We start from the raw sequence: 26,224 nt of genomic DNA on the forward strand, positions 1-26,224 counted from the left end.
CGGAGAAGGAGAAACGTAGTGATCACCAAGGAACTGACCTTCGACGAACTGGCCGCGCTGATGAAGCAGTCGGCCGGCGTGACCGTCGACCCGCAGCAGCTCGCCCAGTCCCCTGAGAGGCTCTTCGGCAGCCTCGGGGTCGACTCGCTCGGCCTGCTGGGCATCGTGGGCGAGCTGGAGAACCGCTACAGCGTGTCGCTGCCCAACGACGCCGAGCGCTGCAAGACGCCGGCGGAGTTCGTCGTCCTGGTCAACGACGTGCTGAAGGCGGGGCGCTGACGTGTCCGGACACACCGACAACAGCATCACCATCGACGCCCCCTTCGATCTCGTCTGGGAGATGACCAACGACATCGAGAAGTGGCCGCGGCTGTTCAGCGAATACGCCTCCGTGGAGGTGCTCTCCCGGGACGGCGACACGACCACCTTCCGGCTGACCATGCACCCGGACGACAACGGGAAGGTCTGGAGCTGGGTGTCGGAGCGCACCGTCGACCGCGACCAGCGGGTCGTCCGGGCCCACCGCGTCGAGACCGGACCGTTCGCGCACATGAACATCCGGTGGGAGTACGCGGAGCTGCCCGGTGGCGTCCAGATGCGCTGGATCCAGGACTTCGCGATGAAGCCCGACGCCCCGGTCGACGACGCGTGGATGACGGACAACATCAACCGCAACTCCCGCACCCAGATGGCCCTCATCCGGGACCGCATCGTGACGGAGGCGCGCGAGCGCGGCCACGCTCCGGTCATGCCGGCCTGACGGACCTCCCAGAAAGGACGTCCATGCACCACGCACTGATCGTCGCCCGCATGGCGCCCGGCTCGGCGCCGGCGATCGCGGACGTGTTCGGCGAGTCCGACCGCGGCGAACTGCCGCACCTGGTCGGCGTCTCCCGGCGCAGCCTCTTCCAGTTCGGCGACGTCTACCTGCACCTCATCGAGGCCGAGCAGGACCCGGCGCCGGCCATCGCGAGGACCGCCGGTCACCGCGAGTTCCGCACCATCAGCGAGCGGCTCTCGGCGTACGTCAGCCCGTACGACCCGGAGACCTGGCGCAGCCCCAAGGACGCCATGGCGCACTGCTTCTACCGGTGGGAGCGGACACCGGGGTCCTGAGCATCCACCCGGCAGCGCACACCGAGGCCGCCGACTCCGTCCAACGGAGTCGGCGGCCTCGAGGGTGTTGGGCCCCGACCAGGGGTCTTCGGCCCGGCCTGGGGCCCGGCCGGGGAGTGTTCGGGTCCCCTCCCCTCACGGGAAGGGGAGGGGACCCGAACCGCTCGGTCAGCCGGGCACGGTGCACTCGAAGGCGTGGAGGTAGGCGTTGACGGGACGGATCTCGCCGAGGACGAGTCCGGCGCCCGTCAGCCGCTCGACCATGCTCGCGCGGGTGTGCTTGGCCCCTCCGACGTTGAGGAGCAGCAGCAGGTCCATCGCCGTGGTGAACCGCATCGACGGGGTGTCGTCCACGAGGTTCTCGATGACGACGACACGCGCCCCGGGGCGCGCAGCCTTCCGGATGTTGGCCAGCGTCCTGCGCGTGCTGTCGTCGTCCCACTCCAGGATGTTCTTGATGACGTACACGTCCGCCTGGACGGGGATGTCCTCGCGGCAGTCGCCGGGCACGATCCGGACCCGGGAGGCCAGCGAACCGCCCTCCCGCAGCCGCGCGTCGGCGTTGCCCACCACCGCCGGCAGGTCGAGCAGCGTGCCGTGGAGGCCGGGGTGCTTCTCCAGCAGGCTCGCCAGGACGTGTCCCTGGCCGCCGCCGATGTCGACGACCGAGGTCGCGCCGCCCAAGTCGAGCAGCGCCGCGACATCGCGTGCGGACTGTTCGCTGGACGTCGTCATGGCCCGGTTGAACACGTGGGCGGACTCGGGCGCGTCCTCGTTGAGGTAGGTGAAGAACTCCCTGCCGTACACGTCCTCGAAGACGTTGCGTCCGGACCGCACCGCCTCGTCGAGCCGGGGCCACACGTCCCAGGTCCACGGCTCGGTGCACCACAGGGCGATGTACCGCAGGCTGTGCGGGTCGTCCTCGCGCAGCAGCCGGGACATCTCGGTGTGGGCGAAGCTGCCGTCCGGCAGCTCCGTGAACACGCCCTGGCTGGACAGGGCGCGCAGCAGCCGCCGCAGGGTGGCCGGCTCGGTGTGCACGGCGGCCGCGAGGTCGTCCACCCGCATGGGCGTGTCGCCCAGGGCGTCGGCCACCCCCAGGCGGGCGGCGGCGCGTACGGCGGCGGCCGCGGCGGCCCCGAAGACGAGCTCCCGCAGCCGCATGGGCGGCGGGGGAGCCGGAGCCGGATCAAGAGTCGTCATGTCTCGTCGTGCCTTTGCTGTCGTGCCGCGCGGTGCCGGCGGCCGGGTGGGTGAGGGGGCGGGGAGGGCGGCGTGCGGTCAGCACAGGCCCGCGGGCTCGGAGACGCCGCAGGTGTTGCGGCGGAAGGTGTTGCCGGTGCCGGCGGTGTCCCGGTTGGCGAGGTCGGCGCCGCCGTTGCGCAGCACCACGTTGTCGCGGATCTCGTTCCGCTCGCTGAGGACGCCGACGAAGCTCTTGAAGAGCACGATCCCGCCCGACAGCGGGGAGGTGCCCACGTTGTCCACGACCCTGTTGCGCGCGACGAGCGTCTCCTCGGCACCGGTCAGGACGATGCCCGAGCCCTGCAGAGCGGGCAGCCGGGGGGTCTTGGGGCACAGCTTGTTGTTGTCGTGGATGTTGTTCCGGCGCACGCTCATCGCGCCCGCGCGCGGCAGGGACTCGTCGCCCACCACGAAGACGGCGGCGCAGTTGCCGGTGGCCTCGTTGCGGTCGACGGACAGGTTGCGCAGGCGTCGGACCGTGATGCCGATCCGGTTGCCGGACACCCGGTTCTCGCTGACGAGCGTGCCCTTCGTGTCGGTGGCGCCCTCCTCCTTGTCGAGGGTGTTGCCCAGGAACAGGCCGGCGTCGCCGTTGTCCCGAGCGGTGTTGCGGCGCACCGTGCTGCGCAGGGACCGCTCCTGGGCGATGCCCCAGGTGCCGTTCTTCTCGGCGGTCACGTGCTGGACCCGCAGCCGGTCGGTCCACGAGGCCCACAGCCCGTTCCTGGCGAAGCCCCGGAGCGTCACCGAGCGCACGCTGACGCCCTCGACGGGATGTCCCTCGGTGCCCGTCACGCAGATGCCGTTGCCCGCCTTCGCGCAGGTGTCGGCGCCCTTGCCGGGCTCGATGACGGTCACCAGGGCGCCCGAGCCGCGCAGCGTCAGGTGCGGCGTGCTGATCCGCACGCTCTCGTGGTAGGTGCCGGGGGAGAGGACGATCGTGTCGCCGGGCTGCGCGGCGTCCACGGCCTTCTGGATCGATTCGCCCGGGTTCACCTGGTGGACCGAGCGGCTCTCGAGTGGCGGTGCGGCGGCACCCAGCCCTGTGGCGGCGAGAGCCGTGGTGCACGCCAGGAGGGCGATCTGTCGTCTGGTCATATCGCGAAGCTATGAGCGCGGGTACCGCCCCGCCACCGCTGATCGCCCGGGCGGGCCGGGGCCGATCGGGGGCCCGGAAGCCGCCCTCCCGCGCCCGGCCCGCCCGGTGCCCGCCGGCCGCTGGTCCCTTCGGGCGTACGACGAAGTGGGGCTCGCCCGTTCGCACCTGAGGCGGCGTCATCCCTGGCGGCCCGGGCCCACCGTCGTGACCTGCGGTGACGCGGCGTACGGGGAGCCGGTGCACCCGGCCGGAGGACAACCGGACACGCTCGCCGCGTTGCGGTGATCACCGCGTGGCCTTTGCCTCGTGCATGGAGCACAGCGCAGCGTCGGCAGACGGGCCGGCGGAGAGCTCCGCCGAAGGAGAGAAGCATGACTTCCGCACGTACCGCTCTGCAGGTCAGCCTGATCGTGGGAGCCCTGGCCCTGTCCGCTCCCGCGGCCCTCGCCGCCGCGGAGCCCGTCGTCGGCGGCGCCGCCGGCGACGTCCGGATCACCCCGGCCAAGGCGGCGCCCGGCACCACCGTGACCGTCACGACCTCCGCGTGCGGCAAGGAGACCTACGGCAAGGGCATGTCGGACGCGATCGGCCAGTTCCACCTCCTGCCGGGCGACCGGAAGGGCGTCCTGGTGGGCACGTTCCAGGTGCCCGAGGACGCCACGTCCGGCACGGACACGATCACGCTCAAGTGCCCGCCGCGCGTCAAGCAGACGGTCACCTACCAGATCTCCGGGCGCCCGAACGGGGCCGTCGACGCCGGCTTCGGCTGGGCGGCGGGCGCGACGGGGACCGAGGGGTCGGACACCTCGCACGGACAGCTCGCCCTGGGCGCGCTGCTGCTCGGCGGAGCCGCCGCGGCCGGAGCGGTCCGGATGTGCCGGCGTTCTCCGAACGTCGGGCGCTAGGACGTGTCTTCCGGATCATCCCGGGCTCGCGGCGCTCCTTTCCGGACACCCCCTGGAGCCCGGCGGACCAGGGCCGGCGAGCCCGAGGCCCCACCGCGCGGCCCCGTCCGCCCCGCCTCCACAGGGAGGACGGGGCCGGCGGGGCCGCCGGTCCGAGCGAAGGCGTCCTCACCATGACCCGGCGCACGGCGCGGCGGACCGGCGGCGCGGCGGGGCGGACCGGCGGCCCTGCGGGGCGGACCCGCGGCAGCGTGCGGCGGACCCGCGGCGCCGCGCCGCGGCGGACCCCCTCGTACGGGATGATCGTCTGGACAGCGCTCGCCGGAGTGCTGCTCATGGTCCGTGGACTGGACGCCGACGGCTCCTCCGTGCCGGTCACGGCCGCGCGGGCGCGTCCGCCCGCCGTGCGCACCGCTTCCGAGCCCGCCGCGGGCCGCCCCGCGGCCCGGCCGCTGCCGCCCTCGGACCCGGTGAGCATCAGGATTCCGGACATCGGGGTCGACGCCGAACTGACCGGCCTCGGGCTCGACGGCCGGGGCAGACTGCTGCCACCACCCGCCTCGGCCTCGTCCCGCGCCGGCTGGTACGCCGACGGGACCGTGCCCGGAGCCCGGGGCGCGGCGGTCGTCACCGGCCACGTGGACAGCCCGTCGGGGCCGGCCGTCTTCTACCGGCTGGGCCAGCTCAGCCCAGGCGCCGAGATCGCGGTCGACCGCGAGGACGGCCTCACGGCCCTGTTCACGGTCGACGCCGTGGAGGTGCACGCGAAGGACGCCTTCCCGGACGCCCGGGTGTACGGCGCGTCCGACCGGCCGGTGCTGAGGGTGATCACCTGCGGCGGGACGTGGCGGCGCGGTTCGGGGTACGACGCCAACGTCGTCGTCTACGCGACACTCACGGCTTCGGAGTAGCCGCCGGCCCGCGGCGCCGCGCCCGCCCGGCGCTCCGCCGGGCCTGCCGCCCCGCGGCCCCGTACCGAGGGCGGCCCCGGTCGGCCGGTGGTCACGCGCGGGCGCGCGGGCATGTCAGGATCGAGGGATGACAGAGAAGATCATCGCGGCGTGCGACGGCGCCTCCAAGGGCAACCCCGGGCCCGCGGCCTGGGCCTGGGTCATCGGGACCGAGAGCGGCGAGGTCGCCCACTGGGAGGCCGGGCCGCTCGGCACGGCGACCAACAACGTGGCCGAACTGACCGCGCTCCTCAGGCTGCTCGAGCGCCTTGAGCCGGGCGTCCCCGCCGAGGTGCGGATGGACTCGCAGTACGCGATGAAGGCCGTCACCACCTGGCTCCCCGGCTGGCGCCGCAAGGGCTGGAAGACCTCGGCCGGCACCCCGGTCGCCAACAAGGAGCTCGTGGTGGCCATCGACGAACTCCTCGCCGACCGGCCGGTGGAGTTCGTCTACACGCCCGCCCACCAGGTCGACGGCGACCCCCTGAACGACGCCGCCGACCGCGCCGCCAGCCACACCGCACGCAGTCAGGAGCCCGCCGGATCGGCCGCGGGCTCGACGCTGCCCCCGCCCGAGCCGGCCTCCGCGCGCCCCGCCGCCAAGCGCCCCGCGAAGGCCGCGGGCACCGCCCGTCCCCGGCGCTCCGGCGGCGGCTCCTCGGCGCCCTCGCTCAAGGCCCGGTTCCCCGGACGGTGCCGCTGTGGACAGACGTACGGGAAGGGCGAGACGATCATGAAGAACTCCGCCGGCTGGGGCCATCCGACCTGCGCGGATGCCGTTTCCTGAGGGGGTCCCGGGGCGTTCGGTGGGCCGAACGGGGTATCGGGGTGAACCGGACATTCACCTAGCGGTGCGCACGGGTTCGTGTGGGGTTCTGTTCTCGGAGCCCTCGGGGCTGCATACTGTTCCTCCCGCCACCGATGGCGAACCGTTTCACTTGCCCTTTTCCTCTTGGGCGAAGCGGTCGGCAACGGGCCGGGAACCCCTCCCTTTCATCCTCGCCGCGATCCGGCGTGCGATGACCCCTGCCCGTGAAAGACCCGAGGTTCCGTGCCAGTACCTGTAGTCCTTACCGGGCGCACCGTGCGCCTGGAGCCGCTGGCCATGCGCCACGCCGAGGGCATTGCCTGGGCGGGTGCCATGGATCGTGCGGCGTATGCCTACACCTCCGTGCCCCACGGCCTTGACGCCTCCTGCGACTACATCGCCCGCGCCCTTGCCGAACAGGCGCAGGGCCGGGTGCTCCCCTTCGCCTTGGTCCATCCCCAGACCGGCCGGGTGCTCGGGTCCACACGCTTCCTGGAACTCGACTACTGGCGCGGGCCGGTCGTCTGGCCGCCGGTCACCGGCGTGCCCTACGGCGATCCGCTGACCTCGGTCCCGGACGCCGCCGAGATCGGCAACACCTGGATCTCCACCGAGGCCCGCGGCACCGGCGTCAACACCGAGGCCAAGTACCTCATGCTCCGGCACGCCTTCGAGACCTGGGGCGTCCGCCGGATCTCGATGCGCGCCGACGCCCGCAACACCCGCTCCCGGGTCGCGATCGAGCGCCTCGGAGCGAGCTGCGAAGGGGTGCGCCGGGCCCACTCGCGCGGCCTCGACGGAGTCGTCCGCGACACCGCCTTCTACTCCATCCTCGACGAGGAGTGGTCGGCCGTCCGCGGCATCATCGAGCTCCGGCTCCCGGGCCTGCGCCCGCCGGCCGTGCACCCGGCCGCCTTCCCCGGCGACACCCGCGAACACGGCGGCGCGGGCGAGCTGCTGCCCGCCTGAGGCCGCGCGGGCGCCCCGGCGGCTGCCGGTCACACCGGCAGCCGCCCCGGCCGCCCCGAGCGCGGCGCCGGTGGTCCACCACCCCCCGGCGGCGGCGCGGGCGGCGAGGGCCGCAGTACGTCGTCGAGCCCGGCGAACCGGACCAGGCGCAGGATCATCGGCTGGTCGCACACCAGGCGCCACTCCACGCCCCGGTCCCGCACGCGCTGCGCGCAGCGCACCAGGAGCCCGAGCCCCGACGCGTCGCAGAACGTGACGTGGCGCAGGTCCACGGTGAGCGCGGGCGCCTCGCGGGCCAGCACGTCGAGTTCGGGCCGGACGCGCTGCACCAGCACCAGGTCGAGCTCGCCGAACAGCTCGACCGTGGTGAGGTGCTCGCTCGACCGGACGGCCAGGTGCGGATCGCCGCGGCGGATCAGATGCATGGACACGCTCCACTGGATCGGTCCCCGTGAGTCGAGGTTCGCGGCCCTTACCGAGGCAGACACGTTTCTCCACATCCGCCATCACCCGAAGAGGTGAAGTCGGTGCATTTCCGCCCGCTCCTGGACTGGCGCGGCCCCGGCTCACCCAGGGGAGTGCGGGGCCTCCGCCCTCCCACGGGGGTCGGGGCCGGCCGCGCTCAGGACGTGCGCGGCGCCCGAACGGGCGGCACGACGGCCACCGGGCACGCCGCGTGGTGCAGCACGGCATGGGCGACGGAGCCCACCAGCAGGGTCTCGACCCGGTGCCGGCGATGGCGGCCCACGACCACGAGCCCCGCCTCCTGGGAGTCCTCCACCAGGCGCCCCGCCGCGTCGGCGGGCGTGACCGCCGGGACGACCTCGACCTCGGGGTAGCGCTCGGCGAACGGGCGCAGGCGCTCCTCCTGGTGGCGGCTGGTGGCGTCGGCCAGCTCGGGCGTCTCGTCCGGCAGCGGCGGCGGCACCTGGAGGGCGGGAGCGGGCGCACCGATCAACAGGGCGGGGGAGGGCGGCACCGGATAGGCGGTCACCACCTCCAGCGGCACCCCCCGCCTCCGGGCCGCCTCGAAGGCGAAGTCCACGACCTCGTCGGGGGTCTCCTCGACGTGCAGTCCGAGCAGCACCCGGCCCGCCTCCGCGCCGCTCTCCAGCGAGGCGGCCCGCGCCTCGTGCGGCACGACGACCACCGGACAGGGCGCCGAGGAGGCCAGGGCGCGGCTGGTGGACCCCAGGAGGAGGCTCGCGAAGCCGCCCCGGCCCCGCGAGCCGATCACGAGCAGCCGGGCTCCCCGGGACGCCTCCGCCAGCGCGTCGACGACGGAACCGTCCAGCGAGGCGTACCGCACGTCGAGGCCCTCGGCCCGGGGCCCCACCTCGGTGGCGAGCGCGTCCACGACGGTGTCCGGGATCTCGGGCGTGCCCCCGAGCGAGGCGATCCGCGCGCTGCCGAGCTGCAGCGCCTCGGACCGGACATGGGCAACGGTGAGCGGCGCCTCCAGGCTGCGCGCGGCCCGCAGCGCCCACTCCAGGGCCCGCAGGCTGTGCTCGGAACCGTCGACCCCCACCACCACGGCAGATTTCTCGCTCATGCCTGGCACTCATATCGGGATCATTCGCCCACTTCCGGGTGCCACGCCGGGAGGCCTGCCCTCAGCCGTGAGCGGGGCCCCGGCGGGGAGGGGGCGCGCGGCTGACTCACGCGCCCCCGCGTGCCTCGATTCCCGGACGACCCCGGTTCTCGGACGCCCCGGGGCAGGCGGCCCTCTCCGTCAGGTCAGCGGAGCAGTCGGCGGCGTCCCCGGGCGGCGGCCACCAGCTCGGGCAGCGTGCCCAGCTTCACCCGGGGGCGGCCGGACTCCTCGCCCCGCGCGCGTTCGGCCCGCTCGATGGCGGCGAGGCCGCGGGCGTCCACCAGGGTCCGTACCCGGCCGCGGGCGAGGCGGTCGAAGGCCCGCGCGGTGCCCGTCGGAGCCGGCAGGACGCCGTCGACGGCGTCGGCCAGCAGGGTGCCCACGGTCTCGGCGGCGCAGGTGCGGTTGGCGCCGATGCCGCCCGAGGGGCCGCGCTTGATCCAGCCCACGACGTACGTGCCGGGCCGGCCGCCGACCCGCCCGTTCTCGTGCGGGACCGTGCCGGTCGCCTCGTCGAACGGCAGCCCCGCCACGGGGAGTCCGCGATAGCCGACCGCCCGCAGGACCAGGCCGGCCGGGATCTCGGCCGGACCGCCGTCCCCCGTCACGCGCACCGCCCCGTCGAGGATCTCCTCGGGCGCGGAGTGGAAGCGGAAGACGATGCGCCGCTCGGGGCCCGGCGGCTCGGACCAGTCCACCCGCTCGCGCAGCGCCCCGCCGAGCAGCGCCGCCTTCTCGTGCGGCGCGGCGGCCCGCACGGCCGCCCACACGCGCGGATCGTGGTCGTCGACGACCACGCGAACCCCGGGAAGCCGTCCCAGCGCGAGGAGTTCGGGCGCGGTGCAGGAGGCGTCCTCCGGTCCGCGCCGCGCGAGCAGCACCACCTCGCGTACGGCGGAGCCCCGCAGCGCGGCCAGCGCGTGGTCCGCGATGTCGGTCGTCGCCAGCGCCTCGGGGTCGGAGACCAGGATGCGGGCGACGTCCAGGGCCACGTTGCCGGTGCCGACGACCACGACCCGCTCGGTACCCGACAGGTCGACCGTGTCGGGGGCGGCCTCGGGATGTGCGTTGTACCAGGCGACGAAGTCCGTCGCCGAGACGCTGCCCGCCCGCTCCTCGCCCGGGACGCCCAGGCGCCGGTCGCCCGCCGCGCCCACCGCGTACACGACGGCGTCATGGTGCGCGGCCAGCTCCTCCGCCGTGACGTCCGTGCCGACGTCGACGCCGAGGTACATCCGGACCCGCGGGTGGGTGTGGAAACGGGCGAAGGTGTCGCCGATCCGCTTGGTCGCGGGGTGGTCGGGCGCCACCCCGTACCGGACGAGACCGCCCGCGACCGGCAGCCGGTCGACCAGCGTCACCTCCGCGGCGGTGTGCAGCAGCAGGTCCTCCGCCGCGTACATGCCGGCCGGACCCGTGCCGACCACCGCGACCCGGAGCGGCCCGAAGTCGGAGGGCAGCGAACGCGCGAACGACGGCGCGCCCCACGCGTGGAAGGTCGGCCCGCCCTCCGGTGCCGGCCGGGGCGGGCGCTGCTCGTAGAAGGCCGCGTTGACGGCGGCGTACCGCTCCTGCCCGACGGCGAGCGCGTCCGCGGGGAAGATCGCGTCGACCGGGCAGGCGTCGGCGCACGCGCCGCAGTCGATGCAGGACTTCGGATCGATGTAGAGCATCTCGGTGCGGCCGAAGTCCGGCTCGTCGGGGGTCGGGTGGATGCAGTTGACCGGACAGACGGCCACGCAGGTGGCGTCGTTGCAGCAGGTCTGGGTGATGGCGTAGGTCATGGCGTCGTCGGCTCGCGGGCTCCGTGAGGGCGGAAGAGGGGCGCTGGGGCGGGCGGGTGTCAGATCAGGTGGGCGCGCCGGTAGACGGCGACGGCCGGGCGGGTCAGCAGTCCGGCGGAGGCCAGGAACTCCATCAGGCCCGAACAGCTCGACCGCATCAGGGACTTGTGGTGCTCGTTGGCCCGCGCCTCGGTGAGCGCCCGCTCGGTGTCGAGGCCCGCGTGCGCGTACACCTCGCGGTTGACCATGCTGGTCACGATGAAGTACGAGGCGATCGAGACCACCAGGGCCTGCACCTGGCGGCGCAGCGGACCGGCCTTGCGCAGCCGGGCCCGGGTCTCCTCGCGGGCGAACTTCATGTGCCGCGACTCCTCGACGACATGGATGTTGTTGATGGTCCGGACGAAGGGCACCACGCGCTCGTCGCGCATCCAGTCGCGCTGCATGACGTCGAGCACCTCCTCGGCGACCAGGATCGACGCGTACGCGGCCTCGCCGACGGCCAGCGTCTTGAAGGCGCGGCCGAGTTCGCGGACGAGGCGCGGCGGGCGGTAGGCGGGGGCACCGAGCTTGGCCGCGCCGCGGCCGAACATGATCGAGTGCCGGCACTCGTCGGCGATCTCCGTCAGGGCCCACTGGAAGCGCGGGTCGGTCGGGTCCTTGGCGTACATGTCGCGCAGCACCATCTGCTGGAGGATCATCTCGAACCAGATGCCGGTGCTGGCCACCGAGGCGGACTCCTGCCGGGTGAGCTCCTTGCGCTGGGCCTCGGTGAGCTCCTGCCAGTAGCGGGTGCCGTAGAGGGTGCTCCACTCGGGGCTCATCCCGTGGAAGTCCCGGTCGAGCGGAGTGTCCCAGTCCACCTCGGTGGCGGGGTCGTAGGAGAGCTTGGCGGAGGACTCGAGCAGCCGGCGGGCCGCGTCGCGCTCGGGCTGCCGGGCCTGCTCCGCCGGCCGGACGGTGCTGCTTGCCATGGTGCGGCTCCTTGAGGACCTCGGGGGGCGGGAAGGGAGGCTTGTTAGACACCGTGTCTAGCAAGCTGTTGGACGGAAGGTATAGCAAGACGGCCCGCTCGCCTACCCGTCGGTACGAATTCCTTGCCGCGGACCGCCGGCCGGGAGAGGATGCGGCCATGATCGAGACCACCGGGAACGCCACGGAGCAGGCCGCCGTCGCCGCCGCCATGGCCGGCGAACTGCGCCTCATGGACCCCGCCGCCCGCGTCTCCGCGGCCGAGGCGCGCGACCTCCTCGACCCCGAGTTCGTCGAGGTCGGCGCCTCGGGCCGGCGCTGGACCTACGAGGAGATGCTCGCCGCGCTGCCCGAGCTGGACGGGGCCACCGAGGACGGCCCGCGCTACGAGCCCTCCGCGATGCGCGGAGTTCTCCTCGCCCCCGGCCTCGTCCACCTCACCTACGAGACCGTCATCGCCGGCCGCCGGGCCCGCCGCAGCTCCATCTGGCGTGCGCGGGCGCACGCCGGCGCGGGCGCGGACGGAGCCGGCTGGCGGCTCTGGTACCACCAGGCCACCCCCGTCCCGGAGAGCTGAACGCACGTGCTTTCATGAGGCGTTCACGCAGGTGGGACGACCGGGGGAGTGGCAGGACATGACGACGACCGACGACGGCGCGGCGCTGACCGAGCGGTTCGAGCGGGACCGGGGCCACCTCCGGGCGGTGGCGTACCGGATGCTCGGCTCGCTCGCCGAGGCCGACGACGCCCTCCAGGAGGCGTGGCTGCGCGCGAACAGCGCCGGGACCGCCGGCGTGGAGAACCTCGGCGGCTGGCTCACCACCGTCGTGTCCCGGGTCTGCCTCAACATGCTCAGGTCCCGGGACCGGCGCCGCGAGGACTCCCTCGAGGACCGGCTGAGCGAGCCCGACGCCGTCCTCCCCGGGCGCGACCCCGAGGAGGAGGCCCTGATGGCCGACTCCGTCGGCGTCGCCCTGCTCGTCGTGCTCGACACCCTCGGACCGGCCGAGCGCCTCGCCTTCGTGCTCCACGACATGTTCGCCGTCCCCTTCGAGGACATCGCGCCCATGCTGGAGCGCACGCCGGCCGCCGTGCGCCAGCTCGCCAGCCGGGCCCGGCGCCGTGTCAGGGGCGGCACCGTCGTCGCCGCCGAGAGGGACGTGGCCCGTCGGCGGAGCGTGGTGGAGGCCTTCCTCGCGGCGACCCGAGGCGGCGACTTCGAGGCCCTGGTGGCCCTGCTCCACCCGGACGTCGTCCTCCACGCCGACCGGATGGTCGTCCCGACGCCGGAGCCGATCGTCGTCGCCGGCGGCTGCACCGTCGCGCAGGGCGCCATGGCGGCCGTGGGCCGCGCCCGCTTCACCGGCGTGGCGCTCGTCGACGGCACGTTCGGCCTGGCGATGGCGCCGCAGGGCCGCCTGCGCGTGGTGCTCACCTTCACCGTCACGGACGGCCTGATCACGGGCATCGAGGTCGTCGCGGAGCCGGAGCGGCTCGCGGCCATGGAGATCGCGGTGGCGGAGGCGGACCTGAACCTGAAGGACCTCGACGAGCCGGAGGCCGGCGAGTCGGCGTGAGTCGCGGCGCCCCGGGGAGGGGCGCCCGTGACGTCGCGGTGCCCTCCGGGCACCTCGGCGTCTCTCGGTCCCGGCGAGCGCGCCGTCCCGACCCGCGCCACGGTCACGGGCCCGGCCTGCGCGCCGCTCGTCGGTTCGGCCGGGCTCGCCCGGGCGGTCAGGAACCGGCCTGGGGAACTCCCGCCCGCGGCGTCGACGGCGCCGCGACCCTGAGCGGGCCGGGAGCCGGGCGCGCCCGCCGCGCCCAGCGGACGGCCAGGGGGGCGACGAGGCCGGTGAGGGCGAACAGCGCCCCGATGACGTACCAGCCGGGCCGGCCCCAGCCGATGCAGAGGGCGATGAGCAGGGCCGGACCGAAGCCCTCGGCGAGCCCGGCGCCCAGCCCGAACACACCGAGGTACTGGCCCGTCGCGTGCTCCGGCGCGAGCGCGAAGGAGAGCTCGAAACCGGCGGCGGCGTGCCACAGTTCACCGATCGTGTGCACCACGACGGCGGTGAGCACGAGTGCCACGGCCGCCCAGGCGGGAGTTCCGGCGGCGAGCGAGACGAGCGCGCAGGACACCAGGAAGGCCACGCCCGCACGGCGGTAGGCCCGTGCGCCGGCGGCGGGGGAGTCGATGCCGCGGCCGGCCCGTACCTGGAGCACGATGACGATGACGGTGTTGACCAGCATGGTGCCCGCGATCAGCCCACGGGGCGCGTCCGTCGCCTCGACCAGCCACAACGGGATCGCCACGGTGAGGACCTTGAACTGGACCGACATCACGCCGTCGACGGCGGTGAGCAGCAGATAGGGCCGGTCCCGCAGCGCGATCCAGCGGGGTCCGCCCGCGTCGGGCACGGGCGGCACCGGCGGGAGCAGGACCAGGAGGGCCGCGGAGGCGGCGAAGCCGGCGGTGGTGCCGAGGACCAGCAGCTGGTACGCCGTGAGGGTGCCGGCCTGCACGGCCCAGCCCGCGCCCAGCGCGCCCAGCGAGATGCCCACGTTGGTGACGGCGCGGAGGTACGCCCGGAACTCCTGCGGCCGGTCACCGCCGTGGCGCCGGATGATCGGGCTGCGCGCGGCGAGCCCGGCGGCCTGCGCGGCGGTGGCCGCGCAGACGGTCAGGACGAACACCCACAGGCGGTCCGCGAGGAGGAAACCCCCGGTCGCCGCCGCCCGCACCACGAGCGTGGCCGCGTACACGCCGCGGGCCTCGCGCCGGTCCGCCAGATGCCCGGCGGCGATGCCCACGACCAGCGACACGAGTCCGGCCGCGCCGAGCCCGAGCCCCACCTGCGCCGCGGGGAGGCGCATCGCCTGGGTGAAGTACAGGACGCCGGCGGTCAGATAGAGCCCGCTGCCCATCGTGTTGACGAGGTTGGAGGCCGCGATGACGCGTTGTGGTCCGGTGTCCGGCACGAGCTTGGGCATGGCGAGTCTCCGCATCCTGGGCACACGTAAGGGCCCCACCAGCTTGTTGCACATTACTCGCAACAGCAAGAGGGATGCGGAGAAAGCCCGGTGACCTTCCGTCAGCTCCCCGAGTCCGACGGCACCGCGTTGCGCCACACGGTCACGTCCAGGGTCATGTACGTGCTGGGCGAGCCCTCCGGGGAGAAGCCCTTCACCGTGACCAGGCCCATGTGGCCGGTGCCCGTGGTGACGCAGACCTGTCGGCCCTTGGACAGCTTGTTCACGTAGACCTCCCGCGTGAACCGGGTTTCCGCGAGGCAGGTCTCCAGCGAGCCCTCCTGGCCGGGGTCGAGCAGCACCAGGTTGCCGCCGTTGCTCTCGGCGTCGAGGTAGCCGCCCGTGTCGTAGGAGAGTTCGTAGTTGCCGTCCTCGCCGTCCTGGGGCCGTACGACGTCCTCCCCGAGGGTCAGGTGATAGCCGGCCGTGAGATTGATGTTCTTGAAGTCGGCCGGCTGCGGCGCGGGCTTGGCCGACACCTTGGGGGCGGACGACGAGCCGCCCTGGCTCGGCGCGTCGCCGGTCTTGCCGTTGCCGCCGCCGTTGCCGTTGCCGTTCGCCGCGTTCGCCTGGCCCTTGTCCTTCATCAGGACGTACGCGGTCGTGGCGCCCCCGACGCCGAAGACGAGGGCGGCGGCGAGCCCGATGAGCAGCGCCCGCCGGCCCGCGTTGCGCGCCGGCGCCGGGGCCGGCGCGCCCGGTGCGCGGTAGGGCCCCGGCATCGGGAACGCGGCCGGGGCCGGGCCCTGCGTCGGGGCGTAGGCGTGCGCGTAGGCCTGGGCCGCCGGGTGGGGCACCTGGCCGGGAGCCGGCGTCGGGTACGCCGGAGTGGCCGGCACCGGTGCCGGCGGCGGGGTCGCGGCCGGCTGGGTGGGGGCCGCTCCGGCCGGCCCGCCCGGCGCGGTCGCGGGGTAGGCGGGGGCGGTGGGTGAGTACGCCGGCGCGGTGGGGGCGTGCGCGGGCGGTGCGGGGGCGTGCGCGGGCGCGGTGGGGGGCTGTGCGGGCGCGGTGGGGGAGTAGCCCACCGAGGGGGCCGTCGCCGGAGGGGGCGGCGTCTGCGCCGGCCCGGGAGTCGCGGTCCGGGCGGTGATGTCCGCCGAGACCGCGGTCGGCAGCCAGTCCTCCGGGCGTCGCAGTACCGTGGCCGCGTTCGCCTCCTGGCAGAGGCGGATCACCTCGGCGACGGACGGCCGGGCCTCGGGATCCTTCGCGAGACAGCGGCCCACGAGCTCCGACAGCCGCTCCGGGACCGCGCTCAGGTCCGGCTGCTCGTGGACGATCCGGTACAGCACGCCGTGCGAGGTCCCCTCGCCGAAGGCGGGGACGCCCGTCGCCGCGTACACCGCGACCTGCCCCAGGGCGAAGATGTCGGTCGCCGCCGTCACGCGGCTTCCCGCGGCCTGCTCCGGGGCCATGAACGAAGGCGTGCCGATGGTGACGCCGCTGCCGGTGAGCGAGGTCGCGTCGGCGGCGTGGGCGATGCCGAAGTCGATGACGCGCGGGCCGTCGGCGGCGAGCAGCACGTTGGACGGCTTGAGGTCCCGGTGCACGAGCCCCGCGCCGTGGATGACGTGCAGGGCCTCGGCCATTCCCGCGACCAGCAGCAGCACCGTCTCGACGGGCAGCGCCCCGTGCGCCACGACCGCGTCGGCGAGCGAGGGGCCGGGCACGTAGGCGGTGACCAGCCACGGCTGCGCGCCCTCGGCGTCGGCGTCGATGACGGGCGCCGTGAACAGTCCCTGCACCCGCTGCGCCGACCGCACCTCCTGGGCGAAACGACGCCGGAACTCGGCGTCCTCGCCGAACTCGGGCCGGATCACCTTGACCGCGACGGGGCGGCCGCCGGGGGTGTACGACAGGTACACCTTGCCCATGCCGCCGGCGCCGAGCCGTGCCGCCAGCCGGTAACCGGCGACGGTCGTGGGATCGTCGGCGGCGAGCGGCTGGAAGACCGCGGAGGATCCGGCGCCGGCCGGCTGCTGACCACTCATCAATTCTTTCTCCCCGTGCGGAACTAAGGATCCCGTTTCTCGCCGGGAACCCTATCGGCTGTACCGGGCCCGCGGGACCGGAGTCTCGCGTGCGAGGGGTGGCCGGAAGGCGCCGGCGGAAGACGCCGGCGGGAGCCGCGGCCGGGAGCGGGCCGGAACAGGGCGCGGGAGCGGGTGGGACCGACGGCGGGGCGGCGGGGAACGACGCCGGGAGCGGGCGGGAAGGGGGCGGGGCAGGAACGGGAAAGGGCCGGGAATGCGCCGGCGGGAGGAGCTGTTACACCCGGCGAGGCTGGCATGGCCGAGTCAAACGAGCTCGGACCGCGGCCGGAAGGAGCACCATGTCCCGAACCACCCAGCGCCCCGTGGTCACCCTCAGGTCCACCGCCGGTACCGGCGCCACCTACGTGACCCGCAAGAACCGCCAGAACGACCCCGACCGCCTGGTCCTGCGCAAGTACGACCCGGTCGTCGGCGCCCACGTCGAGTTCCGCGAGGAACGCTGACCCCGAGGTGCGGCCCGCCAGGGCCGCCCGCCGGCCCCCGGGCCCCCCCCCCCCCCCCCCCCGCCCCCCCCCCCCCCCCGGGGGGGGGGGGCCCCCGGGGCCGGGGTGCGTGAGGATCGCGATCCCCGCACGAGCGCGTTCCCTGCACGAGAGCGATCCCCGCACGGCGCGTTTACGTGCTCGTCGTCGCCCGCCGCGGACGTCAGTCCTCGGTGAAGGCCGCCACGACGAGGTCGGTGAGCAGCGCGCCGGCGGTGCCGTCGGGGTCGAGGTCGGGGTCGTAGATGGTGACGTTGAGCCCGACGCAGCGCGCCGAGCGGACGAGCGGGCGCAGCAGTGCGGTCACCTCGTGCGGCAGCAGTCCGCCGGGGTCGGGGCTGTCGACGGCCGGCATGACCGTCGGGTCGAGGACGTCCGCGTCCAGGTGCACCCAGAAGCCGTCCAGGGCGGGCGTCTCCAGGCTGAGCGCGGTGGCGGCGCCGAGCTCCGCCGGACCCCACGAGCGGAGTTCCGCGACGGTGACGACGGGGATCTTCCGGGCGCGCAGGTCGACGATCTCGGGGTCCTCCTCGTAGGCGTCGCGGGTCCCGAAGACCCGTACGTCCTCGTCCCGCAGATAGGGCCGCCGCCCCTCCAGGTCGGTCAGGTCGGCCTGGCCGCGCCCGGTCGCCAGGGCCAGCTCCTCGCCGCCGGCCGCGCCGATCCGGTCCGAGTTGCCCGGGTGGCGGAAGTCGGGGGAGGCGTCGACCGAGGCGAGCCCGTAACGGCCGAGCCGGCGCAGGGCGAGCGCGGCGCCCAGCTGGATGGAGCAGTCGCCGCCGAGGACGAGCGCGAAGTCACCGGCCGTCACGTGCCGTTCGATCCGGTCGGCGAGCCGGACGGTGTACGCGGCCAGCGCGGCGGCGTTGAACACACCGTCGCCCTCCCGCCAGTCGCCCCGGTCGTAGCGGGGCGGCACGACCACCCCGCCCTCGGACGCCCCGAGCCGCCGCACGATCCCGTTCTCGCGCAGCGCTCCCGCGAGCTTGTAGCACCCGGGCACGGTGCCGGGAGCGGGCGGCCGCAGACCGAGGTTGGAGGGGGCGTCGATGACCACGATGTTCCGCATGCCGCCCATCCTCACGGCCCGGCCACCCGACCGCAACGAACACGACCACGGCGGCGCCCCCTCCGGACGGCCCGCGTCGGCTTTGGAACGCGGCGTTCCGGGGTCGTTCCGACGGTGGGTCAACTTCCTTCGGTGTGCGCCCCCTTGCGCGCCTCCGGGGCGGCCCCTACTCTCGCCCCAGCGAAAGTTAGGAAGCTTTCCTATTAGTCTCCTCCGAGAAGTGGAGTGACATGCCCCCCACCATCAACGCGCTCCGGCGCCACCGCACGGCGGCCCTCGTCGCCGCCGCGGCCACCGGTCTTCTGTTCCCCGCCCTGTCCGGCCTCACGCCCGCCACCGCCGCGACCGGCAACCTCGCCCAGGGCCGCGCCGTCACCACCTCCTCCACGGAGACCAGCACCCTCACCGGCGCCAAGGCCGTCGACGGTTCGACCTCCACCCGCTGGGCCAGCGCCGAAGGCGTCGACAACCAGTGGATACGGATCGACCTCGGCGCGGGCACCGTCGTCAAGCGCGTCGTCCTCAAGTGGGAGGCCGCCTACGCCAAGGCCTACCGGGTCGAGGTCTCCGACGACGGCTCCACCTGGCGCCAGCTCTACGCCACCACCTCCGGCGACGGCGGCACCGACGACCTCACCGTCGACGGCACCGGCCGCTACCTGCGCGTCTTCGGCACCCAGCGCGGCACCCCGTACGGCTACTCCCTGTGGGAGGTCGAGGCGTACGGCACCGGGTCGACCACCCCGCCGTCCACCGGCAAGAACCTCGACGACCCGGCCAAGAAGGAGATCGCCATGAAACTGGTGTCCTCCTTCGAGAACTCCTCGCTCGACTGGCGTGCCCAGTTCGCCTACATCGAGGACATCGACGACGGCCGCGGCTACACCGCCGGCATCATCGGCTTCTGTTCCGGCACGGGCGACATGCTGGACCTGGTCGAGCGGTACACCGCCAAGAAGCCGAGCAACCCGCTCGCGTCCTACCTGCCCGCCCTGCGCAGGGTGAACGGCACCGACTCCCACGAGGGCCTCGACCCGGGCTTCCCCAACGCCTGGCGCCAGGCCGCCCAGGACTCGGTCTTCCAGCAGACCCAGGAGGAGGAGCGCGACCGGGTGTACTTCAACCCCGCGCTCTCCCAGGCCAAGGCCGACGGCCTGCGCGCGCTCGGCCAGTTCGCCTACTACGACTCCGCCGTGATGCACGGCGAGGACGGCTTCCGCTCCATCCGCCAGGTGGCCCTCTCCCGGGCCCTCCCGCCGTCCCGCGGCGGCGACGAGAAGGCCTACCTCAACGCCTTCCTCGACGCCCGCGAGGAGGAGATGCGCAAGGAGGAGGCGCACAGCGACACCACCCGCGTGAGCACCGCCCAGCGCCGCTTCCTCAACGAGAACAACTTCGACCTCAACACCCCGCTGTACTGGAGCGTCTACGGAGAGGCGTTCTCCCTCACCAGCTGACGCGGGCCACGCACGGCGCGGCGGCGGTACGGGGCGGACCCCCCGTACCGCCGCCGCGCCCCGTGCCGGGCCGTGCGAGCGGAGCTCAGGACGTCAGCGCCACGCCGGGTGGCCCTCCGGCACGTCGCCGGTCGTCAGGCGCCGCTCGCCCGTGCCGTCCGCCCGGACCGCCCAGACGACCGGCGTCTCGTACGGTCCGCGCACGAAGGCCAGCCAGCTGCCGTCCGCGGACCACGCCGGGTCCATCTCGTGCACCGCCGTCCGGACCAGCGGCCGGTCCCCGGTGCCGTCGGTGCGCACCAGATGGATGTCGCCCTGCGTCGCCCCCCGGTAGGTCCCGGCGGTGTACGCGAAGGTCTTGCCGTCCGGGGACCAGACGGCGTCGAGCGCCGGGTGCGGAAGCCGGGTCACCTGCTGGGGCTCCTTGTCGGGGTTCGACGGATCCACCAGGTAGATCTGCCAGTCGCCCGGGGAGGACGCCTCCTGGGAGACGGCGATGCGCGAGCCGTCCGGGGACCACGACGGATCCTCCACCCGCCCGGTCCCATGGGTGAGTCGGCGGGCCGAGCCGTCGGCGACCGTCACCTCGAAGAGCTGCTGCACCCCGTTCTCCTTGCGCAGCACCGCGAGCCTCGTGCCGTCCGGCGACCACGACACCCGCCCGCCCGAGATCGCCGCCACCCGCCGCGCCCCGGAGCCGTCGGCCTTCGCCGTCCACACCGCCGCGCCCTCGGACGTGATGCGCGTGAACGCGAACGAGGCCCGGTCGGGAGCCCATTGCGGCAGGATGTCGCACGTCCCGTTCGGCACCAGCTGCCGCGGCTCGTCCTTCGTCGACGGGCGGACGGCGATCACCGCGTGGCAGTTCCGGGGCCAGCCGGGCGCGGTGTCCCGACGGATCAGGAGCTGCGTGTCGGGGAAGGCGGCGGGGCCGCCGGCGGTGGACGACGTGCCGCCCCCGGGCTTCGTCCCAGGGCCGGGCTCACCCTTCCACGGCTGCCAGACGAGGAGGCCGGCGGCGACGGCCGCCGCCACGACGAGGGCGGCCGCCACGGCCGCGCGGCGGCGCCGGGGCGTGCGCGACGGGGCCGGATGCGTGGCGGGCCGGTCCGGCGACGGTACGGGCCCGGGCGGGGGCGTCGGCGCCACCGGCCCGGGGGTGGCGGGTCGCACCGGAACCGGAACGGGTGGCGGCGGAGTACCCGGCCCGGCGGCCGTCGGCTCGCCCGCCGTCCCGCCCCCGATCGGCGCGGTCGGCGCACCGGCCGTCCCGCCCCCGGACGGGGCCGTCGGCGCACCGGCCGCCCCTGGCGCGGAGACGTCCGCCGGCTCGCTCGCCGTCCCCGGTCCGGACGCCGTCCCCGGCCCGCTCGCGGCGGTCGGCTCGGGCGGGCCGCCCGTCGGCTCCGGCTCGACCGCCGTCGGCTCGCGCGGCGTCCCCGCCGCGCCGGGTTCCTCCCGTACGACCGAGGTGGGCGGATGCGCCGGGACGGTGCCCAGGAGGCGGGTGGCCGCGTCCGGGAGCCAGCCGCCGTCCGGGCGGTGGTGGACCGTCAGCGCGTCGAGGAAGGCCGCGGGGGTGGGGCGGGCCGCCGGGTCCTTGGCCAGACAGGCGGCGACGAGCGCCCGCAGGGACGCGGGGACGCGGCTCAGGTCCGGCTCCTCGTGGACGACCCGGTAGAGCCAGCCCACCGACGAGCCGTCGCCGAACGGCGAGCCGCCCGCCGCCTGGCCGAGGACGACTCCCAGCGCGAACATGTCGACGGCCGGCGTGATCGTGCCACCGGTGAGCTGCTCGGGCGCGAGGTAGCCCGGCGTGCCGACCTGGAGGCCGGTACGGGTGAGGGCGGCCGTGCCGTCCAGGGCGCGGGCGATCCCGAAGTCGATGACGCGCGGCCCGTCCTCGGCGACGATGATGTTCGCCGGCTTGAGGTCGCGGTGGACCACCCCGGCCCGGTGGATCGCGTCGAGGGCCTCCGCGAGGCCGGCGGCCAGGACGGTGAGGGTGTCCTCGGGGAGCGCTCCGACCTCGTCGAGCACCGCCCGCAGGGTGGGCCCGGGCACGTACGCGGTCACCAGCCAGGCCGGATGGCCCTCGGGGTCCGCGTCGACGACCGGCGCCGTGTGGAAGCCGCCGACCTGCCGCGCCGCCGTCACCTCACGCGCGAAGCGGCGCCGGAACTCGGGGTCGGTGCTCAGGTCCGGACGTACGACCTTGACCGCGACCGCCCGGCCGGACCGGGAACGGCCGAGGTAGACCACCCCCATGCCGCCCTGGCCCAAGCGCCCCATCAACCGGTACCGGCCGTGGCCGACCGATTCCGGATCCCCCGCCTCCAACGGCTTCATGCTGCCCCCTCACCAGACGTACTGTGCAGGGTTCTCCTACCAGCCGCGCGGTGCCCGGGTCGAGCACCGCGCGTTCCGAGCCTCGGGAGCGGCGACGGGCGGCTCCCGCTCAGCCCTCCAGGGAGTGCTCCTCCCAGGTCTCGTCGTCGGCGTCGTACTCGGTCCGCGCGGACTCCCACGTGGCGGAGGCCAGCTCCACGCCGGGGACCTCGCCGAGGAGGGCGATCGGGTCGATGAAGTGGGCGAGGGAACCGGACGGGTCGAGGTCGATGGCCTCGACGGACTGGGCGCGCTCCGCCTCGTCCATGTACTCGTCGTCCTGGACCTGGGCGAGCGCGGCGGCCTTGAGGGCCTCCTCGTCGGTGATCTCGGCGACGAGTTCGATGGTGACCCGCACGTAGCGCGGGCCGGACTGCTCGGATGCGGGTTCGAAGGTGGTCATCCGCGAAGCTTAGGCGACGTCCGGAACGCCGGCGTCCGGGCCCTCCGGGAGGGGGCGCGCGACGACGCCCTGCGGGGGTTGCTGGTGTCCGCCGGAGGCCAGGACGCGTACTTCGTCGCGGTCGCTGATCTCCGCGCGGATGATGCCGGTCGGGTCGGTGTAGATGGGATGGCCGCCGGGGCCGGTGGCCGTGGTGCGCTCGACGACGAGGACGTCCGGGGCGGAGCCTCCCGCGTCCGAGAACACCAGCTCGTACCTGCGTGCGCTCATTCGGCCATTTTACGCCCGCCCCCGGATCAGGGGCGGGCGTACGTCGTATCCCGGGCGGATCCGGGCGGACGCACCCGTAAGGGTTCGGGCAGCTAGTCGCCCGCCGCGTCCGTCACCGCGTCGACCAGGGCGGCCAGGGCGACGCCCAGGGCCCGCGCCCCCGGCCCGGCCGGACCGCCTGGCTCGGTCATGTACAGGTCGCGGCGGATCTCCACCATGAGCGCGCTCACCCGTCCGTCCCGGCCGTAGTGCGCGAGCGGCACGTACGCCCCGGCGAACGGACTGTCCGTGCCCACTCCGCCGAACCCCGCGAGGGCCCGCCGCGCCGCCGCCAGGAGGGCGGGCGGTGTGTGGAAGGAGTCCGTGCCGAGGCAGACGGGCGGCCGCGGGCCGTCGCCGTGCAGCTCGTACGGGAGCGCCGCGGTCGGGTACGAGTGCACGTCGACGACCACCGCTCGTCCGGTCGCCGCGAGCCGCTCGTCGACCGCCCGCGTCATGGCCTCGGCGTACGGATCGAAGTACCGCTCCACCAGCGGCGCGGGGTCGAATCCGGCCGGGCGGAGCTCGGCGCGGTGCGTGGTCCGCGTGTACACCGCGCCCATGCCGACGGCGACCATCTCCTCACGGTCGTCGGGGAAGCGTTCGGGGTCGACGACCAGCCGGGACAGGCGGTTGACGAAGCGCCACGGCGTGGTGGCGGCCGATGTCGCGGCCACGGCGGCGACGACGTCCGTGTGCCCGTCCGTGATGTGGTCGAGCTCGCGCTCCAGCTCCGCGTCGCCGAGGACGATGCCGGCCCGGACGTCCGGCGGGACGATCCGGGACGCGTGCGGCACGTGCAGCAGGACGGGCGAGTCCGGGTCACCGGCGACGAGTTCGAAGGAGGGTGCGGAGGCGGACGGCTGGGCGGCATCGGTCATCGGGCGGGACTCCTCGGGGCGGACGAACGGGTCGGCGGGGGCGTTCGCCGGGGGCGCGGTTCGGAGGGCGTTCGGTACGGATGCCGGCGGGAGTGGTGCGGGCCGCGCCGGCGGGGGCGTTCGGCCGCGGCCGCGAGGCGCCGGAGCGGGTGCGCCGCCGGACGCCCGCTACGGCAGGGCGGCACCGCGAGCGGTGATCCACAGCCGGTACCACTCCTCGTGGTCGAGGTCCGGGGCGTCGACGGCGGCGTCCCGGCAGGCGCGGATGCGCCCGGGATCGGTGGTGCCGACCACGGGCGAGACGCGGGCGGGGTGCCGCCGCAGCCACCAGAGCACGATCGTCTCCGGAGTGGTGCCCTTGGCCTTGGCGAGTTCGGCGACGAGCTCGGCCGTGGCGTACTCCTCCGGGGTCTGCTGGCGCCCGGTGTAGCGCCCCTGCGCCAGCGGGCCCCAGGCCTGGAGGGCGATGCCGCGGTCGAGGCAGTGCTCGACGGTGCCCGCGGGGAAGCCGACGCCCGCCGAGGCGGGCGTGTTGACGAGGACGCCGTCCTCCAGCCAGTCCCTGCGCAGCAGGCTCATCTCCAACTGGTTCGCGACCAGCGGCAGTCCGAGGTGCGCCTGGAGCCGCCCGATCTGGGCGGCGTTCATGTTGGAGACGCCGAAGCGGCGCACGATCCCCTGCCGGTGCAGCGACTCCAGGGCCTCGGCGACCTCGGCCGGGTCGGCGAGCGGGTCGGGCCGGTGCAGCAGGAGCACGTCGAGGAAGTCGGTACGCAGCCGGGTCAGGCTCTTCTCGACCTTCCGGACGATGGTCGGCCCGCGCAGGTCGTACAGGCCGGGCCGGTCCCCGTCGGCGAGCCGGATGCCGCACTTCGACTGGAGCGTGATCCGCTCGCGCAGCCCCGGCGTGCGCGCGAGGACCTCGCCGAACACGGCCTCGGCCTTGCCGTGCCGGTAGATGTCGGCGTGGTCGAAGGCGGTGATGCCGCTCTCCAGGGCCGCCGTGATCACGGCCTCGGCGGCGTCGACGTCGGCGGGGGAGTAGGGGCTGGGGTCCCAGCTGCCGCCGAGCCCCATGCAGCCGAGGAGGACGCGGTCGGCCGGCGGGCGGGGGTCGGTCGAGGTTTCGGTGGCGGTCACGGGGCTCACCCTGCCACAGCCGGCCGGCGGGCCGAACAGGTACGCCGGCCGGACCGAGCGGCCTGGTCGCCCTCGGCGGGGAGCCGGTGTGATCCCACCCACCCGCCTCGTCGCAGCTTCAACGATTTGTATACAATCCGGCTGGAGCGCAGCCCCCACCAGGGCGGCGCCGGCGTGGGCGCAAGGGCGGGCCGACTGTCGATCACAGAGTCCGTACGCCTGCTCTCCCCGATCCCCGTCCTCTCCCGGTCTCCGAGCTCCGGCCTCCTGCCGGCCCGGGATCGCCTGCCAGGAAACACCGTCCCATGAGCACCGACACCGCAGCCCCCGAGACCCCGGCCAGGCCCCGCATCGCGGGCCGCGCCCCGGCCCGCCCGGCCCCGGCGGCGGCGTTGCGCAGCGTCAGCACCGTCACCTTCGTCCTGCTCGGCCTGGTCGCGATCGGCGCGGCCATCCACGAGCCCGTGCTGATCCCGCCCCTGGCCGCGAGCGCCGCCCTGGTGCACAGCGCGCCCATGCTGCCCTTCTCGCAGCCCCGCAGCGTCGTCGTCAGCCAGCTCCTGGCGGCCGCCGCCGGTTACGCCACCCTCGCCGTGGCGGGCGCGGGCTCCGCCGCCGCGGCCGTGGCCGCCGGCGTCACGCTGGCCCTGACGACCCTCGCCCGCACCCCGCACGCGCCCGCGTGCGCCACGGCCGTGGTGATCGTGCTCCAGTCCCCGTCCCCGGCCCGCTTCGTCCCGCTCCTCGTCGGCGCCTCGGTCCTCCTCGTCCTCATGGAGTTCACGGTCTCCCGCATGCGCCGCGGCGCGCCCCGCTATCCGTCCTACTGGTGGTGACCACCGGTGCCGGGCCCGGTGTGCGGGCCGGACGGGCGTCCGCCGGGGCGGAACACGCGGAGGTCGCGGACCTCGTACGACATCGCCGTCGCGTCCGCGTCGGGCGCCGGGTGGTAGCGGCCCGCGCAGACCGACAGGTTGACGATCAGGTGGGCGTGCCAGCGGCGGCCGACCCCCCGGCCGTCCGCGAAGACCTCCACGTCGTCGAGCCACCACACCACGGAGCGGGCGCCGAACTCGGTGCGCAGCCGGATCCACCCGCCCGGCCGCACGGCGGCGGAGTGGTGGTAACGGTGCGTTCCGCGCACGTGGTTGGACAGCTCCAGCAGGTCGGGGTTGTCGGGGTGGTACTCGAAGACGTCGACCTCGTGCCCGCCGTCGCGCCATGTCCAGATCGCCGGCCACGCGCCCGTCTCCTCGGGCAGCCGCACCCGCGCCTCCAGCACGTCACCGGCCCGTAGCTCGAACCCTTCCGGACTTCCCTCGGTGGTGAGGAGGCCGGTGTCCCACAGGCCGTCCGGGCGGCGGGTCGCCCGGAAGACCCCGGACCGGGCGTACCCCGGATCGTCCGACAGATGGTCCAGTTTGTTGTCGCCCCTGTTGGTCGGTCCGCCGTCGGGATAGGCCCACGAGCGCCCCAGGACCCACTGCTCCGACGAGCCGAAGTCGGCGGTGAAGACCGGCTCCCCGGCCGGTGACGGTGTCGACATGACTGCTCCTCGCCTCGGTGGCC

The 26,224-nt window shown here is 74.6% G+C and carries 27 protein-coding genes and 1 pseudogene; 13 read left to right on the forward strand and 15 right to left on the reverse strand.

Annotated elements, in window-relative coordinates; translation table 11 throughout:
- Positions 1-18 precede the first annotated feature (18 nt).
- Genes ACIGXE_RS07655 through ACIGXE_RS07665 form a run of 3 tightly spaced genes read left to right on the forward strand, consistent with a single transcriptional unit; the run spans position 19 to position 1,116 of the window.
- Positions 19-279, forward strand: coding sequence for an acyl carrier protein (locus tag ACIGXE_RS07655; protein ID WP_399744536.1), 261 nt, complete (start codon positions 19-21; stop codon positions 277-279).
- A 1-nt stretch (position 280) separates the two neighbouring features.
- Complete coding sequence (locus ACIGXE_RS07660; protein ID WP_399744538.1) at positions 281-760, forward strand: SRPBCC family protein; 480 nt, start codon at positions 281-283, stop codon at positions 758-760.
- A 23-nt stretch (positions 761-783) separates the two neighbouring features.
- Entirely contained in the window at positions 784-1,116 is a 333-nt protein-coding gene (locus ACIGXE_RS07665) for a TcmI family type II polyketide cyclase (protein WP_399744540.1), read from the forward strand.
- Positions 1,117-1,284: 168 nt separating this feature from the next.
- Here ACIGXE_RS07665 and ACIGXE_RS07670 read toward each other — a convergent pair whose 3' ends face one another.
- Positions 1,285-2,319 carry a methyltransferase gene (locus ACIGXE_RS07670; protein WP_399744542.1) on the reverse strand — a complete coding sequence of 345 codons (1,035 nt, stop codon included), beginning with the start codon at positions 2,317-2,319 and terminating at the stop codon, positions 1,285-1,287.
- A gap of 78 nt (positions 2,320-2,397) precedes the next feature.
- Positions 2,398-3,459 carry a nitrous oxide reductase family maturation protein NosD gene (locus ACIGXE_RS07675; RefSeq protein ID WP_399744544.1) on the reverse strand — a complete coding sequence of 354 codons (1,062 nt, stop codon included), beginning with the start codon at positions 3,457-3,459 and terminating at the stop codon, positions 2,398-2,400.
- 372 nt (positions 3,460-3,831) lie between these two features.
- Between ACIGXE_RS07675 and ACIGXE_RS07680 the strand changes: the two genes are divergently transcribed.
- From ACIGXE_RS07680 to ACIGXE_RS07695, 4 genes are all read left to right on the forward strand, one after another.
- Complete coding sequence (locus ACIGXE_RS07680) at positions 3,832-4,365, forward strand: sortase (RefSeq protein ID WP_399744546.1); 534 nt, start codon at positions 3,832-3,834, stop codon at positions 4,363-4,365.
- Between the two features lie 299 nt (positions 4,366-4,664).
- On the forward strand, positions 4,665-5,276 hold the full coding sequence (locus tag ACIGXE_RS07685) for a class F sortase (protein WP_399745154.1): 612 nt from the start codon (positions 4,665-4,667) through the stop codon (positions 5,274-5,276).
- A gap of 127 nt (positions 5,277-5,403) precedes the next feature.
- Entirely contained in the window at positions 5,404-6,102 is a 699-nt protein-coding gene (locus ACIGXE_RS07690; RefSeq protein WP_399744549.1) for a ribonuclease H, read from the forward strand.
- A 264-nt stretch (positions 6,103-6,366) separates the two neighbouring features.
- Positions 6,367-7,092 carry a GNAT family N-acetyltransferase gene (locus ACIGXE_RS07695; RefSeq protein WP_399744551.1) on the forward strand — a complete coding sequence of 242 codons (726 nt, stop codon included), beginning with the start codon at positions 6,367-6,369 and terminating at the stop codon, positions 7,090-7,092.
- A gap of 29 nt (positions 7,093-7,121) precedes the next feature.
- On the opposite strand, the gene ACIGXE_RS07700 is transcribed toward ACIGXE_RS07695, so the two are convergent.
- From ACIGXE_RS07700 to ACIGXE_RS07715, 4 genes are all read right to left on the reverse strand, one after another.
- Positions 7,122-7,517: an STAS domain-containing protein gene (locus ACIGXE_RS07700; protein WP_399744553.1), complete on the reverse strand. Its 396-nt coding sequence runs from the start codon at positions 7,515-7,517 to the stop codon at positions 7,122-7,124.
- 197 nt (positions 7,518-7,714) lie between these two features.
- The gene (locus tag ACIGXE_RS07705) at positions 7,715-8,644 is read right to left on the reverse strand and encodes a universal stress protein (protein ID WP_399744555.1); all 930 of its coding nucleotides are present in this window, start codon (positions 8,642-8,644) and stop codon (positions 7,715-7,717) included.
- 185 nt (positions 8,645-8,829) lie between these two features.
- On the reverse strand, positions 8,830-10,470 hold the full coding sequence (locus ACIGXE_RS07710) for an FAD-dependent oxidoreductase (protein ID WP_399744557.1): 1,641 nt from the start codon (positions 10,468-10,470) through the stop codon (positions 8,830-8,832).
- Between the two features lie 59 nt (positions 10,471-10,529).
- Positions 10,530-11,444 (reverse strand): diiron oxygenase, encoded by a 915-nt coding sequence (locus ACIGXE_RS07715; protein WP_399744559.1) that lies wholly within the window; start codon positions 11,442-11,444, stop codon positions 10,530-10,532.
- Positions 11,445-11,602: 158 nt separating this feature from the next.
- Here ACIGXE_RS07715 and ACIGXE_RS07720 point away from each other — a divergent pair, with 158 nt between their 5' ends.
- Both ACIGXE_RS07720 and ACIGXE_RS07725 read left to right on the forward strand, forming a co-directional pair.
- Entirely contained in the window at positions 11,603-12,019 is a 417-nt protein-coding gene (locus ACIGXE_RS07720) for a DUF4440 domain-containing protein (protein ID WP_399744561.1), read from the forward strand.
- A gap of 58 nt (positions 12,020-12,077) precedes the next feature.
- Positions 12,078-13,019 (forward strand): sigma-70 family RNA polymerase sigma factor, encoded by a 942-nt coding sequence (locus tag ACIGXE_RS07725; protein WP_399744563.1) that lies wholly within the window; start codon positions 12,078-12,080, stop codon positions 13,017-13,019.
- 157 nt (positions 13,020-13,176) lie between these two features.
- On the opposite strand, the gene ACIGXE_RS07730 is transcribed toward ACIGXE_RS07725, so the two are convergent.
- Both ACIGXE_RS07730 and ACIGXE_RS07735 read right to left on the reverse strand, forming a co-directional pair.
- On the reverse strand, positions 13,177-14,433 hold the full coding sequence (locus ACIGXE_RS07730) for an MFS transporter (protein ID WP_399744565.1): 1,257 nt from the start codon (positions 14,431-14,433) through the stop codon (positions 13,177-13,179).
- A 101-nt stretch (positions 14,434-14,534) separates the two neighbouring features.
- Positions 14,535-16,463 (reverse strand): serine/threonine-protein kinase, encoded by a 1,929-nt coding sequence (locus ACIGXE_RS07735; protein WP_399744567.1) that lies wholly within the window; start codon positions 16,461-16,463, stop codon positions 14,535-14,537.
- A 341-nt stretch (positions 16,464-16,804) separates the two neighbouring features.
- On the opposite strand from ACIGXE_RS07735, the gene rpmG reads away from it, so the two are divergent.
- A complete protein-coding gene (gene rpmG, locus ACIGXE_RS07740; RefSeq protein WP_399744569.1) occupies positions 16,805-16,969 on the forward strand; it encodes a 50S ribosomal protein L33 in 165 nt (54 codons plus the stop codon).
- Between the two features lie 202 nt (positions 16,970-17,171).
- Here the strand turns inward: rpmG and ACIGXE_RS07745 are convergent, their stop codons facing one another.
- Positions 17,172-18,077, reverse strand: coding sequence for an arginase family protein (locus tag ACIGXE_RS07745; RefSeq protein WP_399744571.1), 906 nt, complete (start codon positions 18,075-18,077; stop codon positions 17,172-17,174).
- Between the two features lie 230 nt (positions 18,078-18,307).
- Here ACIGXE_RS07745 and ACIGXE_RS07750 point away from each other — a divergent pair.
- A pseudogene (locus ACIGXE_RS07750) lies at positions 18,308-18,730 on the forward strand (discoidin domain-containing protein); the annotation flags it as partial.
- A 51-nt stretch (positions 18,731-18,781) separates the two neighbouring features.
- Entirely contained in the window at positions 18,782-19,534 is a 753-nt protein-coding gene (locus ACIGXE_RS07755) for a chitosanase (protein ID WP_399745156.1), read from the forward strand.
- 93 nt (positions 19,535-19,627) lie between these two features.
- Here ACIGXE_RS07755 and ACIGXE_RS07760 read toward each other — a convergent pair whose 3' ends face one another.
- The 5 genes from ACIGXE_RS07760 to ACIGXE_RS07780 form a co-directional block, all read right to left on the reverse strand.
- Positions 19,628-21,883 (reverse strand): protein kinase, encoded by a 2,256-nt coding sequence (locus tag ACIGXE_RS07760; RefSeq protein ID WP_399744573.1) that lies wholly within the window; start codon positions 21,881-21,883, stop codon positions 19,628-19,630.
- Between the two features lie 109 nt (positions 21,884-21,992).
- The gene (locus ACIGXE_RS07765; RefSeq protein ID WP_399744575.1) at positions 21,993-22,325 is read right to left on the reverse strand and encodes a hypothetical protein; all 333 of its coding nucleotides are present in this window, start codon (positions 22,323-22,325) and stop codon (positions 21,993-21,995) included.
- Positions 22,326-22,334: 9 nt separating this feature from the next.
- Positions 22,335-22,595, reverse strand: coding sequence for a DUF6296 family protein (locus ACIGXE_RS07770; protein ID WP_399744577.1), 261 nt, complete (start codon positions 22,593-22,595; stop codon positions 22,335-22,337).
- Between the two features lie 92 nt (positions 22,596-22,687).
- Entirely contained in the window at positions 22,688-23,515 is an 828-nt protein-coding gene (locus ACIGXE_RS07775; protein ID WP_399744579.1) for an N-formylglutamate amidohydrolase, read from the reverse strand.
- 168 nt (positions 23,516-23,683) lie between these two features.
- Positions 23,684-24,655, reverse strand: a complete 972-nt coding sequence (locus ACIGXE_RS07780; RefSeq protein WP_399744580.1) for an aldo/keto reductase family oxidoreductase — start codon at positions 24,653-24,655, stop codon at positions 23,684-23,686.
- Between the two features lie 305 nt (positions 24,656-24,960).
- Here ACIGXE_RS07780 and ACIGXE_RS07785 point away from each other — a divergent pair, with 305 nt between their 5' ends.
- Positions 24,961-25,491 carry an HPP family protein gene (locus ACIGXE_RS07785; RefSeq protein WP_399744582.1) on the forward strand — a complete coding sequence of 177 codons (531 nt, stop codon included), beginning with the start codon at positions 24,961-24,963 and terminating at the stop codon, positions 25,489-25,491.
- On the opposite strand, the gene ACIGXE_RS07790 is transcribed toward ACIGXE_RS07785, so the two are convergent.
- A complete protein-coding gene (locus ACIGXE_RS07790; RefSeq protein ID WP_399744584.1) occupies positions 25,479-26,201 on the reverse strand; it encodes a beta-glucanase in 723 nt (240 codons plus the stop codon). The two genes, ACIGXE_RS07785 and ACIGXE_RS07790, sit on opposite strands and share 13 nt — an antisense overlap.
- Positions 26,202-26,224 lie beyond the last annotated feature (23 nt).

This window comes from Streptomyces sp. NPDC053431 (assembly GCF_044544925.1).
Taxonomy (GTDB): domain Bacteria; phylum Actinomycetota; class Actinomycetes; order Streptomycetales; family Streptomycetaceae; genus Streptomyces.

Coding starts and splice junctions, on each gene's coding strand:
- ACIGXE_RS07785 (WP_399744582.1), top strand. CDS start 24,961: ATGAGCACCGACACCGCAGCCCCCGAGACCCCGGCCAGGCCCCGCATC.
- ACIGXE_RS07745 (WP_399744571.1), bottom strand. CDS start 18,077: ATGCGGAACATCGTGGTCATCGACGCCCCCTCCAACCTCGGTCTGCGG.
- ACIGXE_RS07680 (WP_399744546.1), top strand. CDS start 3,832: ATGACTTCCGCACGTACCGCTCTGCAGGTCAGCCTGATCGTGGGAGCC.
- ACIGXE_RS07710 (WP_399744557.1), bottom strand. CDS start 10,470: ATGACCTACGCCATCACCCAGACCTGCTGCAACGACGCCACCTGCGTG.
- ACIGXE_RS07770 (WP_399744577.1), bottom strand. CDS start 22,595: ATGAGCGCACGCAGGTACGAGCTGGTGTTCTCGGACGCGGGAGGCTCC.
- ACIGXE_RS07670 (WP_399744542.1), bottom strand. CDS start 2,319: ATGACGACTCTTGATCCGGCTCCGGCTCCCCCGCCGCCCATGCGGCTG.
- rpmG (WP_399744569.1), top strand. CDS start 16,805: ATGTCCCGAACCACCCAGCGCCCCGTGGTCACCCTCAGGTCCACCGCC.
- ACIGXE_RS07725 (WP_399744563.1), top strand. CDS start 12,078: ATGACGACGACCGACGACGGCGCGGCGCTGACCGAGCGGTTCGAGCGG.
- ACIGXE_RS07765 (WP_399744575.1), bottom strand. CDS start 22,325: ATGACCACCTTCGAACCCGCATCCGAGCAGTCCGGCCCGCGCTACGTG.
- ACIGXE_RS07730 (WP_399744565.1), bottom strand. CDS start 14,433: ATGCCCAAGCTCGTGCCGGACACCGGACCACAACGCGTCATCGCGGCC.
- ACIGXE_RS07735 (WP_399744567.1), bottom strand. CDS start 16,463: ATGAGTGGTCAGCAGCCGGCCGGCGCCGGATCCTCCGCGGTCTTCCAG.
- ACIGXE_RS07720 (WP_399744561.1), top strand. CDS start 11,603: ATGATCGAGACCACCGGGAACGCCACGGAGCAGGCCGCCGTCGCCGCC.
- ACIGXE_RS07790 (WP_399744584.1), bottom strand. CDS start 26,201: ATGTCGACACCGTCACCGGCCGGGGAGCCGGTCTTCACCGCCGACTTC.
- ACIGXE_RS07700 (WP_399744553.1), bottom strand. CDS start 7,517: ATGCATCTGATCCGCCGCGGCGATCCGCACCTGGCCGTCCGGTCGAGC.
- ACIGXE_RS07705 (WP_399744555.1), bottom strand. CDS start 8,644: ATGAGCGAGAAATCTGCCGTGGTGGTGGGGGTCGACGGTTCCGAGCAC.
- ACIGXE_RS07665 (WP_399744540.1), top strand. CDS start 784: ATGCACCACGCACTGATCGTCGCCCGCATGGCGCCCGGCTCGGCGCCG.
- ACIGXE_RS07690 (WP_399744549.1), top strand. CDS start 5,404: ATGACAGAGAAGATCATCGCGGCGTGCGACGGCGCCTCCAAGGGCAAC.
- ACIGXE_RS07760 (WP_399744573.1), bottom strand. CDS start 21,883: ATGAAGCCGTTGGAGGCGGGGGATCCGGAATCGGTCGGCCACGGCCGG.
- ACIGXE_RS07675 (WP_399744544.1), bottom strand. CDS start 3,459: ATGACCAGACGACAGATCGCCCTCCTGGCGTGCACCACGGCTCTCGCC.
- ACIGXE_RS07715 (WP_399744559.1), bottom strand. CDS start 11,444: ATGGCAAGCAGCACCGTCCGGCCGGCGGAGCAGGCCCGGCAGCCCGAG.
- ACIGXE_RS07685 (WP_399745154.1), top strand. CDS start 4,665: ATGATCGTCTGGACAGCGCTCGCCGGAGTGCTGCTCATGGTCCGTGGA.
- ACIGXE_RS07775 (WP_399744579.1), bottom strand. CDS start 23,515: ATGACCGATGCCGCCCAGCCGTCCGCCTCCGCACCCTCCTTCGAACTC.